The following is a 14,838-nucleotide window of genomic DNA, read 5'->3' as shown; positions in this document are numbered from 1 at the left end:
GGGATTTTGATGATTACACACACTGCAGCGCCCCTGATACCTTCCCCCGACCTGGCCCAAGCGTGGGGTAGCCATGCTTGAGGCGAAGGTTGCGCTGTGCCTGCGCCTGGCCCAGGATGCCCGTGAACAGGCGGGGCCGCAGCAGGCCGCCACCCTGGCGCGGCTGCAGGAAGAGCTGGAACGGCTGCGCGGCGCCAGCCGCCCCGTGGTGCGCGTGGCGCCGCCCGATGCCTTGCTGGAAATCGACCCCGACGGCTTTTTGATCGGCTGGAACCATGGCGCCGAACAGATGTTCGGCTATTCCGAACTGGAAGCCCTGGGCCAGCACATCCTGTTTTTGTATCCCGAAGACGACGCGGAAGCGAGCGTGCTGGAGCTGCATTTCACGCAGGGCGACGTGGCCACCGATGTGCGCCGGCGCAAGAAGTCGGGCATGGTGACGTGGCTGCGCATGCACCGCCACGTGATCCACGACCAGGCGGGCAAGGGCTGCGGCATGGCCGTGCGCCTGTCGGCGCTGAGCGAGCCGCTGTCCGACGTCGACAAGGTAAGGTTGCACGCGCGCATCATCGAAGATAGCGAGCAAGCCGTGCTGATCACGGACGCGGAAGAGCGCATCGTCTCCATCAACAGTTCATTTTCCCGCATCACCGGCTATTCGCCGGCTGAAGCCATCGGCCGCACGCCGGACTTGCTGCGTTCGGGCGTGCACGATCCCGATTTCCGCGCCAAAGTGCGCGCCGCCATGCGCGGCCACGGTTCCTGGCGCGGCGAAATCATCGGCAAGCGCAAGAATGGCGAACTGTTCCCGCAAGACGTCACCATCAGCGTCGTGCGCGACGAGTATGGCGAGATCAGCCACGTGTTTTCCCTGTTTTCCGATATCTCGGTGCACAAGGATGCGGAAGCGCGCATGCAGCGCATGGCCAACTACGACAGCCTGACGGGCTTGCCCAACCGCTGCCTGCTGAACCAGCTGGTCGACCAGGGACTGGCCGAGGCGAAGCGCCAGGGCTCGCATGGCGCGCTGATGGTCATCGACATCAGCCGCATCGGTTCCATCAGTGACACCCTGGGCCATGAAGTGGGCGACCAGCTGGTGATCGCCATCGGCCAGCTGTTCCGCGGCGCCCTGCGCGACGCCGATATCCTGGCGCGCGTCGACAACAGCAAATTCGTCGTGGCCCTGCTGCACATCGAAAAGCGCGAACACGCGGCCAACGTGGCGCAAAAGCTGCTCAACCTGCTGGAAGCGCCCATCAATATCGATGCGCACGCGCTGCACGTGGGCGCCAGCATCGGCATCACCGTGTATCCGGAAGACGGCCTGGAAGCGCCGGCCCTGTTCCGCTTTGCCGACGTGGCCGTGGCCAAGGCGGGGCAGACCATCGAATCGACCTTCCTGTTTTACCGCGAAGACATGAACCGGCGGGCCAAGGAACATTTGCGCCTGGAAAGCGAAATGCGATTGGCCCTGGGCGACAAGGAGCTGGAACTGCATTACCAGCCGAAAGTGAGCCTGGCCAGCGGACGCATCGTGGGCGCGGAAGCCTTGCTGCGCTGGAAGCATCCGATGCGCGGCATGGTCTCGCCCGGCGTCTTCATTCCCGTTGCCGAGGAAACCAGTCTGATTCTGGAATTGGGCACCTGGGTGCTGGACGAGGCGTGCCGGCAGATCCGCAGCTGGGAAGACCGGGGCCTGCACATGCCGGCCATCGCCGTCAACCTGTCGGCGCGCCAGTTCGATGAACAGTTGCCGGCGCGCATAGCGGCCGTGCTCGAACGCTATGGCGTGCGGCCCGAGCAGATCATGCTGGAAATCACGGAAAGCCTGCTGATGCGGGGCGCCGACAAGGTCATCGACATCATGAACCAGCTGGTGGCCATGGGCCTGGCGCTGGCGCTGGATGACTTCGGCACCGGCTATTCCAGCCTGGCCTACCTGAAGAAATTCCCCATCAGCACCCTGAAAATCGACCGCTCCTTCGTCGTCGGCTTGCCCTTCGAGGAAAACGATTGCGCCATCGCCCGCGCCATCGTCACCATGGCGCAGCAGCTGCGCCAGGAAATCGTTGCCGAAGGGGTGGAAACGGCCGAGCAGATGCGTTTCTTGCGCGAACTGGGTTGCGACCAGTTGCAAGGCTATTTGTTCAGCCCGGCCGTGCCTGCGGCGGAATTCGAAGTGATGCTCGATGAAGGCCGGAGTTTGCGTTTGAACGAAGCGCTGGCTTAAGGTACGCCCAGCTGCACTTTTTCCAGCAGATAATCGAGCATCACGCGCACCCGGGCCGGCACTTGCAGGCCCGGACCCACGAAGACGGCGTGCACGAGTTCCTTGTCGCCCGGATTGTAATCCTGCAGCACTTCCACCAATTGACCTTGCGCAATGTCGCGCTGCACGTGCTGGCGCGAAAAGCGTCCCAGGCCCATGCCCGCCAGCACCAGCTGGCGCATGCTTTCGCCATCGCTGACGCAGGTATTGCCCTGCGGCGCCACTTGCAACGTTCCTCCGCTCCCGTCGAGGAAGGGCCAGGTTTCGTTCTGGCAGCGGAAGTTGAAGGCCAACAAATTGTGTTCGGATAAGTCCTGCGGCGTGCGCGGCAAGCCGTGGCGCGCCGCGTACGCGGGCGAGGCGACGACGACGACCATCGCGTCTTCGCCCAGTTTGCGCGCCACCAGGTTCGATGCCTTCAGCTGGCCCGTGCGGATGGCGATGTCGGTGCGGTCTTCCAGCAAGTCGACGATGGCGTCGCTGACGACGACGTCAAGCACGATGTCGGGATAGCGGCGGGCGAACTCGGGCAGGATGGGCAGCAGATGGCGCACGCCGAACGGCACGAAACAGTTGATGCGCAGGCGTCCGCGCGGCGCCGCCCCCTGCGCCGCTTCGCGCTCGGCGCCGTCGATATCGTCGAGGATGCGCTTGCACTGGATAAAAAAGGCGTCGCCCTCGGGCGTCGTGTGCAGCTGGCGCGTGCTGCGCTGCAGCAAGCGGGCGCCGAGCCGCGCTTCCAGACGATTGACGAGCTTGCTGACGGCCGACGGTGTCAGGGCCAGGCGGCGCGCGGCGGCGGAAAAAGCCCCCGTTTCCACCACGGCCACGAAGACGGCCATCTCGAACGAACGGTTGATGTCTTGCCGCGCCATTATTGAATCCATTTCACAGGTGTTTCCATTATTGGAGTCTATATCAAAAGTATTTATCCCGATACACTGGCCCGCTTGAACCATTTGTTGGAGCCATCATGACCACCGCAGCCCCTGTTTCCACTTCATCCACCAAGATGCCGCCCGGCGTGCTGGCGCTGGCCGTCGGCGCCTTCGCCATCGGCGTCACCGAATTCATCGTCGTCGGCATCCTGCCCGCGATTGCGAAAGATTTGCGGATTTCCATCGAATCGGCCGGTTCCCTCGTCAGCCTGTATGCGCTGGCGCTGGCCATCGGCACGCCGCTGCTGGTGCTGTTGATGTCGCGCCTGCCGCGCAAGGCGGCCTTGCTGGGGTTGATGAGCGTTTTTCTCGCCGGTAACTTGCTGGCCGCGTTTTCCCACACGTTCGAATTGTTGCTGGCGGGACGGGTCATCACGGCCGTGGCGCACGGCACCTTCTTTGCCATCGGCGCCACCGTGGCCGCCAGCCTGGTCAGCAAGGCGCAGGCGGGCAGGGCGATTTCCGTGATGTTTGCGGGATTGACGCTGGCCATGGTGATCGGCGTGCCGCTGGGCAGCTTTCCTCGGCAACCTGATGGGCTGATGGGCTGGCGCCTGCCGTTCTTTGCCGTGGTAGTTTTGGCCGCGCTGGGCCTGGCCGCCATGGCGCGCTGGCTGCCGGCCGGTTTGCAGCAGGGCAAGGGCGGCAAGGCCATGACGCAGTTGGCGGCCCTGGGCAGCGGCCCCATCCTGACCATGATGGCCGTGACGACGTTCGGCTTCGGCAGCAGCTTTGCCGCCTTCACGTTCATTACGCCCATCCTCACGGATGTGACGGGCTTTTCCGCCACCATGGCCAGCGCCTTGCTGATCGTGTTCGGCATCGCCACCTTTGCCGGCAACCTGGCGGGCGGCTACCTGACCAGCCACCTGGGCTGGCAAAAGGCCTTGCGATCGATGCTGCTGTTGCTTGCCGTGACGCAAGTGGGCGTGGCTTTGAGCATCAGCTCGCCATGGATGATGACGGTGATGCTGTTCGTCTGGGGCGTGTTCGCCTTCGGCCTGTCGCCTGCCTTGCAGGCGGGCATGCTGGCCACGGCCGAGCGCTACACGCCGCAAGCCGTCGATTTCGCTTCGGGCCTGAACATTTCCGCGTTTAACCTCGGCATTTCCTTCGGTTCCATGCTCGGCGCGCTGATGGTGTCGCGCCAGTTGATGGCATCGTCGCCGTGGGCCGGCGTGGCCGCCGCCTTGCTGGCCCTGCTGCCGCTGGCGTGGCTGGCGCGCCGCAAGCTGGCGTCCCACGTGGCGGGCGCGGCCGCGCACTGAGGTTCAGGTATGCACGGCGGCCGCCGGTGCCCGCTTCTGGCGTTGCGCCATGTAGGAACTGCCCATGGAGGCGGCCATGATCATGGCAATCGCCAGCCATTGCCCGGCACCGAGGCGTTCGTCGAGCAGGATGAAGGCCAGCATGGCGGCCACGGCCGGCTCCATGCTGCTCATGATGCCGAACGCTTGCGGCGTCAGCCGTTTCAGGGCGACCATTTCCAGCGAAATCGGTATCGCGCTGGAAATGAGCGCCACCCCTAATCCCACGCCCAGCACGACGGGCGAGAGCAGGGCGGCGCCGCTGTGCGCCACGCCCACGGGCACCACCACCAGCGCGGCCATGGTCAGGCCCAGGGATACCGAATGGCCCGCATGCAGATGGCTGGCGCGCTTGCCGAAGACGATGTACGAGGCCCAGCAGACGGCCGCCGCCAGCGCGAACAGCACGCCCGTGGGATCGAGATTGCTGATGTCGTGGCCGAGCGGCAACAGCAGCGCCAGTCCCGCCACGGCCAGGGCCACCCAGACGAAGTCGAGCGGGCGGCGCGAGGCCAGCAGGGCCACGGCCAGCGGGCCAGAAAACTCGATGGCCACGGCGATGCCGAACGGTATCGTGCGCAGCGCCATATAGAAACACAGGTTGGTCAAACCCAGCGCCGCGCCATACAGGGCCACGGTGCGCAGGTCGGCACGGCTCAGCTGCCAGCGCCACGGGCGCCAGAACAGCAACAGCAGCAGGGCGGAAAAGCCCACGCGCACGGCCGTCGTGCCTTGCGCACCGACCAGCGGGAACAGGCTGTGCTTGGCCCACGAAGTGCCCAGCCCCAGCGCGGTGACGGAGCCGAGGATGGCGAGCAGGGGAATGAACGAGGAATAGCGGCGTAATGGCATGGTGATAAAAGGCTTGATATCGGAATAGCGAAAGTTTATTGTGTCTGCTCCGATATTTGTACTGCATTTTGACCTCCATGACGCAACTTTCGCTCACGCCTTCCCCCGACCTCGATGCCTTCGACCTGGCGATCCTCGATATCTTGCAGCGCGATAACACGACCTCGCAGCGCGAAATCGCCCAGGCCGTGCATTTGTCGGCGCCGGCCGTGCAGCGGCGCATCCGCCGCCTGCGCGAGAGCGGCGTGATCCGCAGCGAGGTGGCCGTGCTCGACGCCCAGCCGCCTGGGCCGCCCGCTGATCTTGACGGTGGAAGTGCATCTGCACGACGAGCACCCGCTGCGCACGGCCGGCATGCGCGCGCGCATCATGGCCGAACCCGCCATCCAGCAGTGTTACGGCATCACGGGCGAGGCCGATTACCTGCTGGTCATCACGGCCAGCAGCATGGCCGAGTACGAGGCGCTGACGGAGCGCCTGTTCGGCAGCGACGACAATATCCGGCGCTACCGCACTTCCGTGGCCTTGACCTGCCTCAAGATGGGCTTGCACGTGCCGCTGGGCTAGAGCGATGAGTACCTCCGACAAGATGCCAACCTTCGTGACGGCGGCCATGCCCGCCAGCCTGCGCACCGCCGTTGCCGGCTATCGATGGGCGCGCGACAGCATCGGCGAGTCGGACGCTGCCGTCTACCGCCTGCAGGGCAGGAACGGTGCGCCAGACCTGTTCCTGAAGCACGGCAGGGGTGCCGCCGCTGCCGACCTCGCCGATGAAGTGGCGCGCCTGCGCTGGCTGGCGCCGCACCTGCCCGTGCCGGCGGTGCTCCAGTTCGCCCGCGTGGCAGCGCCGGACCAGGCATGGCTGCTGACGACGGCGGCGCTGCCGGGCCAGCCGGCGTCCGAATTGCTGGACGCCGATCCGGGGCTTGGCCCCGCCGTGGCCGGCGCGCTGGCCGCCTTCCTGCGGCGCCTGCACGCGCTGCCCGCGAGCGCCTGTCCGTTCGACGCCGGCCCTGCCGTCCGGCTGGCCCAGGCGCGCCAGCGCATCGATGCGGGCCTCGTCGACGCCGACGATTTCGATGCCGGGCGGCAAGGCTGGACGGCGCAGCAGGTGTGGCTGGCGCTACAGGATTGCCTGCCGATCACGCCCGACCTCGTCGTCACGCATGGCGACTTCTCGCTGGAAAATATCCTGCTGCACGAAGGCGCCGTCGTCGGCTGCCTCGACGTGGGACGATCCGGCGTTGCCGACCGTTACCAGGATCTGGCCATCGTCTGGCGTGCTCTCGGTGAGTTGGACGCCGCGCTACAGCAAAGGTTTGCTGAGCAATATGGGTTCCTTGATATCGATCAAGGCAAGCTGCAATTTCACTTGCTGCTCGACGAGCTGTTTTGAGCGCCGCCCGCGATCACGGCTCTTCACGCTCGGCATCGCGTTCGCGGCAGCTCAGGGACGCGTAATGGCCTTTGGGCAGGCGGGTCTTGATGGCAACCTCGTTCAGTGCATGCCCGATATCGACGGGGTCGGTCAAGGTGCAGCGCTGGGCGCGGGCGAACGCTTGCAGCTTCTGCGTGCTGCCCTGCACCCTGAGCGTGACGCCCGCGCCGGGGCTGACGCAGCAGCCGATGTATTGCGCGATGTATTCTTCCTCGATCAGCACCAGTGCATGCCCCATGAAGCCGGCCGGCTTTTTCAGCAGGTAGTAATCGGTGTAATCGAAGCGCTGGTCCGGGTGCTTGCCAAGGTAGCCTTCGCGCATGTAAGCCCGGATGGCCTTGCCGGAGGTGCCCACTCTTTGCGTCGTGCCCTTTTTCAGGTGCAGCGCCTGGATCAGGCCGCTTTCAAGCCCGGGATCTGCGGCGGCCAGGGCGCCGCAGGAGCAGGTGGCGAGCAGGAGCGAGACGAGCAGGCGGCGGGTGCGGCATTCAGCCATGGGAGGGATTGCTTGCATATATTGACGTGTAGGGGAGAGAAGCGCAGTGTAGCCCACGCCAGCCCGTGCGCATGGCACAAGTGCGTGGCACAATGCGGGATCCGCACGCCACGTGCCACTCGCCCCAGGACTTTCATGACCCGCGCCATCCTCGACGAAGCCCAGATCCATCCCGCCGCCCGCCCCTTGATCGGCAGCAAGCACCAGGATATCGTGCGCGAGGTGCAGGCCGCCATCGCCGCGCACCAGGTAGTGGTGGTCGGCATGGCGCTCAACCCGTTCCCGCGCAAGGCGCGCAAGATGCTCGACGTGCTGGGCACGCCCTACCAGTACCTGCAATACGGCAGCTATTTCAGCCAGTGGCACCGGCGCAATGCCCTGAAGATGTGGACGGGCTGGCCCACGTTTCCCATGATTTTCGTCAATGGCGTGCTCATCGGTGGTGCCAGCGAGCTGCGCAAGCTGGTGGAAAATGGCGAGTTCAGCGCCATGCTGGCGAAGAAGGTGCGCCAGTTTTAAGCGCTGCCTTACTCGCCCGGCCGCCACGGCGACTTGCGCGTGCGCAAGGGGTCGAGCAAGCTTCTTAAATCGTTGTGGTCGAGCTCGTACATCAGCGCAATTAAACTGCCCAGTTCGCCCGAGGGAAAGCCCTCGCGCGCGAACCAGCCCAGGTAGTGTCCCGGCAAGTCGGCCAGCAGCCGTCCCTGATATTTTCCATATGGCATTTCGCGCGTGACCAGCAGCGCCAGTTTTTCTGAATTCATGGTGGAAATCTCGTGTTGACCTGCCCAGTGTAGCAGACCTCTACATTGTTGAGTTTGGCGCAACTATCTTCTGCCCGCTGACGTATTTTTCGGAACAAAGAAAACCCCGATACTGCATGCCAACATCATTGATCGGAGTTTGCCATGCCCATTGCCTTGCTCGCGCTGACCCTCAGCGCGTTTGCCATCGGAACCACCGAGTTTGTCATCGTGGGGCTGCTGCCCACCATCGCCGCCGACCTGGGCGTCAACCTGCCGTCGGCCGGCCTGCTGGTCAGCCTGTATGCGCTGGGCGTCGCCGTCGGCGCGCCCGTGCTGACCGCCCTGACGGGCAAGATTCCGCGCAAGACCCTGCTGCTGTCGCTGATGGTCTTGTTCACCTTGGGTAACTTGCTGGCGTGGAAATCGCCCGGCTATGCAACCCTCGTCGTCGCCCGCATCCTGACGGGGCTGGCGCATGGCGTGTTCTTTTCCATCGGCTCGACCATCGCCACCTCGCTGGTGCCCAAGGACAAGGCCGCCAGCGCGATCGCCATCATGTTTACGGGCTTGACCGTGGCCCTGGTGACGGGCGTGCCGCTGGGCACCTTCATCGGCCAGCACTTCGGCTGGCGCGAAACCTTTCTGGCCGTCTCGGCCCTGGGCCTGGTGGCCTTCATCGGCAGCCTGCTGTACGTGCCGTCGACCATCAAGCACAGCAAGCCTGCCTCGCTGCTGCAGCAAGTGCAGGTGCTGGGCCAGCCCCGGCTGCTGCTGGTGTACGCCATGACGGCCGTCGGCTATGGCGGCTCCTTCATCGCCTTTACGTATCTGGCGCCGATCTTGCAGCAAGTATCGGGTTTCAGCGCCGGCGCCGTGGGCGCGGTAATGCTCGTGTATGGCGTGTCCGTGGCGTTCGGCAATATCTGGGGCGGCAAGCTGGCCGATAGCAAGGGGCCCGTGCGCGCCCTGAAACTGATCTTCCTGCTGCTGGCAGCCGTGCTGCTGCTGTTGACCTTCACGGCGCCGCACCCGGTGCTCGTCGTCATCACCGTGCTGCTGTGGGGCGCCGTGGCCTTCGGCAATGTTGCTGGTTTGCAAGTGTATGTCGTACAGCAAGCCGAACACTTCACGCCCCGCGCCGTGGACGTGGCATCGGGCCTGAATATCGCCGCTTTTAATCTGGGCATCGCCGGCGGCGCCTGGGGCGGCGGCTTGATCGTGGAACACCTGGGCCTCGTGCACACGGGCTGGATCGGCGCGCTCGTCGTGCTGGGGGCCTTCGGCTTGACGGCCTTGAGCGGCCGCATGGACCGCCTGCATCCCATTCCCGTGCGTGCTGGCGGCGAAAAGTCGATGCATGCGGTGGGGCATTAATCTACAGGCAAGTCGCTGGCATGGACGAGACTAGGGTTTACAATGGCGCTTACCTTCCTCTCGCCCATACTCCCCATGTCCGATACCGCAATGTCACCGCTGCGCCTGCGCGCCGCCATCAATCCTAAACCGCTGGGCGTGGCGCTCTTGCTCATCGTGCTCGGCGCCTGCTACCTGGCGCAAACCGTCGGCGCCACGCAGTCCGCGCTGTACGTGGTGGGCGCCTTGCTCGGCATTACCCTGTACCACGCGGCCTTCGGTTTCACGTCCGCCTGGCGCGTCTTCATCGCCGATGGCCGCGGCGACGGCTTGCGCGCGCAATGCTGATGCTGGCCGTGGGCGTGGCCCTGTTTTTCCCGGCATTGTCGGCCGGCACCCTGTTCGGCACGCCCGTCGCCGGGCTGGTGTCGCCCGCCGGCACTTCCGTCATCTTCGGCGCCTTCATCTTCGGCATCGGCATGCAGCTGGGCGGCGGCTGCGCCTCCGGCACGCTGTACACGGTGGGCGGGGGCAGCACGCGCATGCTCATCACCCTGGCCGCCTTCATCGTCGGCTCCGTGATCGGCACGGCGCACATGCCGTTCTGGACGGCGTTGCCGCAACTAAAACCCATTTCCCTCGTCACGACGCTGGGCCTGGTACCGGCGCTGGCGCTGAACTGGATCGTCTTCGCGCTGATCGCCGGCATCACGGTGCTGGTGGAAAAGCGCCGCCATGGCAAGCTTGTCGCCACGCCCCTGCGCCCGGCGCAGGCGTCGCCCTGGCTGCACGGCCCGTGGCCGCTGGTGGCGGGCGCCATCGCGCTCGTCGTGCTCAATTCATCACCCTGGCGCTGTCGGGCAAGCCGTGGGGCGTGACGTCCGCGTTCGCCCTGTGGGGCGCCAAGGCCGCGTCCGCGATCGGCATCGACACGGCCAGCTGGGCCTACTGGTCGACCAAGGCCAACGCGGCCGCCCTGGCCGCGCCTTTGACGCAGGACAAGACTTCCGTGATGGATATCGGCATCGTGCTGGGCGCCATGCTGGCCGCGGCCCTGGCCGGCCGCTACGCGCCCGTGTGGCGCATTCCGCGCCGCTCGGTCATCGCCGCCGTCGTCGGCGGCTTGCTGCTCGGCTACGGCGCGCGCCTGGCGTATGGCTGCAATATCGGCGCCTACTTCAGCGGCATCGTCTCGGGCAGCCTGCACGGCTGGCTATGGCTGGTCTGCGCTTTTCTGGGCAACGTCGTCGGCACGCGCCTGCGTCCGTGGTTCGGCCTGGAAGTGGAGAAAGTCAAACCGACTGGCTGCTGAGGCCGGCGTCAACAGGGGCTTTGCTGTATATTTCTGCCCCTGTTCCCCTTGCCGCCAGCGTCTCGCCCATGTCCCCAGTCACCCTGTTTTCCGTCGTCCTCGCGTATTTTTTGATCCTGCTGGGCGTGGCGTGGCGCACCTCGCGCCACGCCACCAACGACAGTTTCTTCATCGGCAACAAGGACAGCAACTGGATGCTGGTGGCCTTCGGCATGGTCGGCACCACGCTCACGGGCGTGACCTTCATCAGCGTGCCCGGCGCCGTGGGCAGCAACGGTTTCGGCTACATCCAGCTGATGCTCGGCTATGTGCTCGGCTACCTGGCCATCACGTTCATTTTGCTGCCGCTGTACTACCGGCTGCAGCTGACGTCCATCTACCGCTACCTGGAAGTGCGCCTGGGACGGCGTTCCTACCAGAGCGGGGCGGCGTTTTTCATCGTCTCGCGCCTGCTGGGCGCCACGGCGCGGCTGTATCTGGTGGTTAATATCCTGCAGGCCACCATACTCGACAGCCTGGGCGTGCCATTCTGGCTGACCTCGTGCATCGTGCTGCTGCTGATCCTGCTGTACACGTATGAGGGGGGCGTGAAGACCATCGTCTGGACCGATACCCTGCAAACGGCGTGCATGCTGGCCGGCCTCGTCATCTGCAGCGTGTTTTTGCTGCGAGAGATGGACTTGTCGCTCGTCGACAGCCTCGAACGCATGCGCGCGCAAGGCCTCACGCGCATGTTCACTACCGACCCGGACAGCCCCGCCTATGTGTGGAAGCACATTCTTGCCGGCATGTTCATCACGATTGCCATGACGGGCATGGACCAGGAAATGATGCAAAAGAACATTTCCGTGCGGACCTTGCGCGATTCGCAAAAGAACATGCTGAGTCTCACCGTGGTGCTGACGGGCGTGCTGCTGCTGTTCCTGTTTCTGGGCGGTCTGCTGCACCTGTACGCGCCGCTGGCCGGCGTGACGGCGACAGGGGATAAACTCTTCCCGGCCGTCGTGCTGGGGCACTTTCCCGCCATGGTGCAGCTGATTTTCTTCATCGCCCTCATTTCCGCCCTGTTTCCCAGCGTGGACGGGGCGCTCACTGCCCTGACGTCCACCTTCTGCATCGATATTTTGGGCGTGCAGCGCAGGCCGGACTTGAGCCCGGCCGTGCAGATGCGCTGGCGCCGCCGTGTGCACCTGGGCTTTTCCGCATTGTTCTTGATATTGATCATGGCCTTCAAGTGGCTCGACGACCCCAGCATGATAGGCGTGATCCTGAAACTGGCCAGCTATACCTATGGTCCGCTGCTGGGCCTGTTCGCCTTCGGCCTGCTGAGCCGGCGCGGCGTGCGCGACCGCTGGGTACCGCTGGTGGCCGTGGCGGGGCCGTTGCTGTGCGCGCTGATCGAAGGGGAGCAGGCGCGGCTGTTCGAACATTACCGCATCGGCCTGGAATTGCTGATCCTGAATGGCGCCCTGGTACTTGCTGGCTTGTTCCTCATTTCCACGCCGGCAGGGCAGGGCGGCGCGGGCACGCTACAGTTGTCAAAATAAGACGATTCAGGCCGTTTTCAGTTATATTGATTTCCTTTAGGTACATAACCTCACGGAGCATCGATGTCACTCAACCCCTTCCCGCCGCTACGCCGCGGTTTTGGCGCATTCTGGCGCGCGCTGGACGCCACCCGCCGCGCGGTCATCAATCTGATTTTCCTGCTGATCGTCATCGCCATCCTGATCGCCATCTTTGGCGGCGGCGCCAAGCCCCTGGCCGAGAAGACCACCCTGGTGCTGGACCTGCAAGGCCCGCTGGTCGAGGAAACCCCGGGCGGCGTGCGCGAAGCGGTGCTGGCCAATGTCAGCGGCGAAGTCAAGAAAAGCGTGCAGCTGCGCGACGTGCTGGCCGTGCTCGACACGGCGGGCAAGGACAAGAACATCGGCTCCATGGTGATCCTGCTCGACGAATTGCAGGGCGGCGGCCTGGCGTCGCTGCGCGAAGTGGCGGCCGGCGTGGAACGCTTCCGCGCGCCACGGGCAAGAAAGTCACGGCCTGGGGTTCGAGCTACAACCAGCGCCAGTACCTGGTGGCGGCCAAGGCCGACGAGGTATTCCTGCACCCGATGGGCGGCGTCATGCTGGAAGGCTTTGGCCGCTACCGCAATTACTACCGCGACGCGCTCGACAAGGTGGGCGTGACGGTGAACCTGCTGAAAGTGGGCACGTATAAAAGCGCGGCCGAGCCTTTCATCGCCAACGGCCCGTCCGAAGCGGCGGCCGAGGCGGACCGCTACCTGAACAGCGGCCTGTGGGCCACCTACACGGCGGACGTGGAAAAGGCGCGCAAGCTGCCGGCCGGCGCCATCATGCAGGCTATCGATGCGCTGCCCGCGCTGATGACGGCGGCAGGCGGCGACCTGGGCAAGCTGTCGCTGGACGCCAAGCTGGTCGACGGCCTGAAAACGCGCGATGAACTGCGCCAGTTCATGATGGCGCGCGGCGCCAAGAACACGGAAGGCACGAATTTCCGCCAGGTGAACTACACCGATTACCTGGCGCGCCTGCGCCCCGTGCACATCGGCGACGCCGTCGGCGTGGTCATCGCCTCGGGTGAAATCGGCGACGGCATCGCGGCACCGGGCGCCATCGGCGGCCTGTCCACTTCGCGTTTGATCCGCCAGGCGCGTGAAGACAAGTCGATCAAGGCCGTCGTGCTGCGCGTCGATTCGCCGGGCGGCAGCGCCTTCGGCTCGGAACTGATCCGCCGCGAACTGGAGCTGACGCGCGCCGCCGGCAAGCCCGTGGTCGTCTCGATGGGCAACGTGGCCGCGTCGGGCGGCTACTGGATCAGCACCTCGTCCGATGAAGTGATCGCCGACGCGGCCACCATCACCGGTTCCATCGGCGTGTTCGCGTTGTTGCCGACGGCCGACAAGGTGGTGGAAAAGCTCGGCATCCACACGGCCGGCTCGCCGACCACCTGGCTGGCCGACGCGGGCAACCCGCTGCGTCCGCTCGACCCCCGCTTTGCCGCAAGTGATCCAGGGTTCGATCAACCACGTGTATGGCGATTTCCTGAACCTGGCCGCCAAGGCGCGCAAGACCACGCCGGAAAAGATCAATGAAGTGGCGCAGGGCCGCGTCTGGACGGGCTTGCAGGCGAAAGAGCGCAATCTGGTCGACCGCATCGGCAGCTATGGCGATGCGCTGGCGTCGGCCGCCAAGCGCGCCAAGCTGGGCGCCGACTACCGCGTGACCTACCTGGAGCAGGAAACGTCGAACGTCGACCGTTTGCTGGGCATGTTCGGCTCCAAGGCCATGGCCTCGCTGGGGCTGGGCGAGCACGTGAAACTGGGCCTGGCCACGACCGGCTTGCCGGCCGACGCGGCGCTGGGCATGGCGCAGGACTTGAGTTGGCTGTCGGGCATCACGCGCGAGCGCAAACCGTTCATGGCCCTCACGCACTGCCTGTGCGAGGTGCCTTTGGGCGGCAAGTAACAGCCACATCAACAGCATACCCAAGCCGGCTTCGTCCGGCTTGTTTCATATCAGGAGCACAGCATGGCAAGCGACATGAGTACACACACTGACGCGGCGATCGCCATCCGGCCGTGCGCGAAGGGCGATGAAGCGGCGCTGGCGCTGGTGGGACAGGCCACTTTTCTTGAAGCGTTCGCCGGCATCCTCGACGGCGCCGACGTCATCGCCCATTGCCAGCGCCAGCACGACGCGCAGCTGTACCGCGACTGGCTGGCGCTGCCGGCCATGCGCCTGTGGCTGGCCGAGGCCACGCCCGGCGGCGCACCTGTCGGCTACCTGGTGCTCAGCCCCGCCAGCCTGCCGGTGGCAGACCCGCGCCCGGACGACCTGGAAATCAAGCGCATCTACCTGTTGCACCGCTTCCAGGGCCAGCGCGTGGGCCAGCGTTTGATGCAGGCGGCGGTGGAGCAGGCGCGCGCCGGCGGGGCAGGGCGCGTGCTGCTGGGCGTGTACGCGGAAAACCACGACGCGCTGGCGTTCTATGCGCGTTGCGGCTTTGCCCAAGTGGGCCGGCGCACCTTCCGCGTGGGCCGCACCGACTATCAGGATGTCATCCTCGGCATGACCTTGTAAAGCCAGGTAAAGAATCGCTGC

At 65.2% G+C, this 14,838-nt stretch carries 15 protein-coding genes and 2 pseudogenes; 12 read left to right on the top strand and 5 right to left on the bottom strand.

Annotated features, from left to right (window positions below; genetic code table 11):
* Positions 1–73 precede the first annotated feature (73 nt).
* Complete coding sequence (locus ACQVLG_RS28850; protein WP_230540401.1) at positions 74–2,233, top strand: putative bifunctional diguanylate cyclase/phosphodiesterase; 2,160 nt, start codon at positions 74–76, stop codon at positions 2,231–2,233.
* Here ACQVLG_RS28850 and ACQVLG_RS28845 read toward each other — a convergent pair.
* Complete coding sequence (locus tag ACQVLG_RS28845) at positions 2,230–3,147, bottom strand: LysR family transcriptional regulator (RefSeq protein WP_474292067.1); 918 nt, start codon at positions 3,145–3,147, stop codon at positions 2,230–2,232. The two genes, ACQVLG_RS28850 and ACQVLG_RS28845, sit on opposite strands and share 4 nt — an antisense overlap.
* Positions 3,148–3,245: 98 nt before the next feature.
* Here ACQVLG_RS28845 and ACQVLG_RS28840 point away from each other — a divergent pair, with 98 nt between their 5' ends.
* Positions 3,246–4,478 carry an MFS transporter gene (locus ACQVLG_RS28840; RefSeq protein ID WP_474292066.1) on the top strand — a complete coding sequence of 411 codons (1,233 nt, stop codon included), beginning with the start codon at positions 3,246–3,248 and terminating at the stop codon, positions 4,476–4,478.
* Positions 4,479–4,481: 3 nt separating this feature from the next.
* Here ACQVLG_RS28840 and ACQVLG_RS28835 read toward each other — a convergent pair whose 3' ends face one another.
* Positions 4,482–5,369: an EamA family transporter gene (locus ACQVLG_RS28835; RefSeq protein WP_474292065.1), complete on the bottom strand. Its 888-nt coding sequence runs from the start codon at positions 5,367–5,369 to the stop codon at positions 4,482–4,484.
* A gap of 35 nt (positions 5,370–5,404) precedes the next feature.
* Positions 5,405–5,563: a hypothetical protein gene (locus ACQVLG_RS28830; protein ID WP_474295911.1), complete on the bottom strand. Its 159-nt coding sequence runs from the start codon at positions 5,561–5,563 to the stop codon at positions 5,405–5,407.
* Between ACQVLG_RS28830 and ACQVLG_RS28825 the strand changes: the two are divergent.
* Positions 5,513–5,936, top strand: a pseudogene (locus ACQVLG_RS28825) (Lrp/AsnC family transcriptional regulator). The gene ACQVLG_RS28830 and the pseudogene ACQVLG_RS28825 overlap by 51 nt on opposite strands.
* A 4-nt stretch (positions 5,937–5,940) precedes the next feature.
* A complete protein-coding gene (locus ACQVLG_RS28820; RefSeq protein WP_474292064.1) occupies positions 5,941–6,765 on the top strand; it encodes an APH(3') family aminoglycoside O-phosphotransferase in 825 nt (274 codons plus the stop codon).
* Between the two features lie 13 nt (positions 6,766–6,778).
* Here the strand turns inward: ACQVLG_RS28820 and ACQVLG_RS28815 are convergent, their stop codons facing one another.
* Positions 6,779–7,303 carry a hypothetical protein gene (locus ACQVLG_RS28815; RefSeq protein ID WP_474292063.1) on the bottom strand — a complete coding sequence of 175 codons (525 nt, stop codon included), beginning with the start codon at positions 7,301–7,303 and terminating at the stop codon, positions 6,779–6,781.
* A 135-nt stretch (positions 7,304–7,438) separates the two neighbouring features.
* Here ACQVLG_RS28815 and ACQVLG_RS28810 point away from each other — a divergent pair, with 135 nt between their 5' ends.
* A complete protein-coding gene (locus ACQVLG_RS28810; protein WP_474292062.1) occupies positions 7,439–7,822 on the top strand; it encodes a glutaredoxin domain-containing protein in 384 nt (127 codons plus the stop codon).
* An 8-nt stretch (positions 7,823–7,830) separates the two neighbouring features.
* Here ACQVLG_RS28810 and ACQVLG_RS28805 read toward each other — a convergent pair whose 3' ends face one another.
* Positions 7,831–8,067 (bottom strand): DUF3820 family protein, encoded by a 237-nt coding sequence (locus ACQVLG_RS28805; protein WP_034749909.1) that lies wholly within the window; start codon positions 8,065–8,067, stop codon positions 7,831–7,833.
* Between the two features lie 144 nt (positions 8,068–8,211).
* On the opposite strand from ACQVLG_RS28805, the gene ACQVLG_RS28800 reads away from it, so the two are divergent.
* The 7 genes and pseudogenes from ACQVLG_RS28800 to ACQVLG_RS28770 all read left to right on the top strand — a co-directional run bounded on the left by ACQVLG_RS28800 (position 8,212) and on the right by ACQVLG_RS28770 (position 14,817).
* Entirely contained in the window at positions 8,212–9,423 is a 1,212-nt protein-coding gene (locus tag ACQVLG_RS28800; RefSeq protein WP_474292061.1) for an MFS transporter, read from the top strand.
* 75 nt (positions 9,424–9,498) lie between these two features.
* Positions 9,499–10,714: pseudogene (locus ACQVLG_RS28795) on the top strand (YeeE/YedE family protein).
* Positions 10,715–10,782: 68 nt separating this feature from the next.
* Complete coding sequence (locus ACQVLG_RS28790) at positions 10,783–12,261, top strand: sodium:solute symporter (protein WP_474292060.1); 1,479 nt, start codon at positions 10,783–10,785, stop codon at positions 12,259–12,261.
* Between the two features lie 63 nt (positions 12,262–12,324).
* Positions 12,325–12,903 (top strand): hypothetical protein, encoded by a 579-nt coding sequence (locus ACQVLG_RS28785; protein WP_474292059.1) that lies wholly within the window; start codon positions 12,325–12,327, stop codon positions 12,901–12,903.
* The gene (locus tag ACQVLG_RS28780; protein ID WP_474292058.1) at positions 12,792–13,829 is read left to right on the top strand and encodes a S49 family peptidase; all 1,038 of its coding nucleotides are present in this window, start codon (positions 12,792–12,794) and stop codon (positions 13,827–13,829) included. Before ACQVLG_RS28785 ends, ACQVLG_RS28780 begins: the two co-directional genes overlap by 112 nt.
* Entirely contained in the window at positions 13,741–14,202 is a 462-nt protein-coding gene (locus ACQVLG_RS28775; protein ID WP_474295841.1) for a S49 family peptidase, read from the top strand. Before ACQVLG_RS28780 ends, ACQVLG_RS28775 begins: the two co-directional genes overlap by 89 nt.
* Positions 14,203–14,277: 75 nt before the next feature.
* Complete coding sequence (locus tag ACQVLG_RS28770; protein WP_474292057.1) at positions 14,278–14,817, top strand: N-acetyltransferase family protein; 540 nt, start codon at positions 14,278–14,280, stop codon at positions 14,815–14,817.
* The last annotated feature ends 21 nt before the right edge of the window (positions 14,818–14,838 follow it).

It is taken from the genome of Janthinobacterium sp. TPC_1, assembly GCF_056037845.1.
Note: the sequence above shows the minus strand (reverse complement) of the source record. Positions and strands in the feature narration are given on the sequence as shown.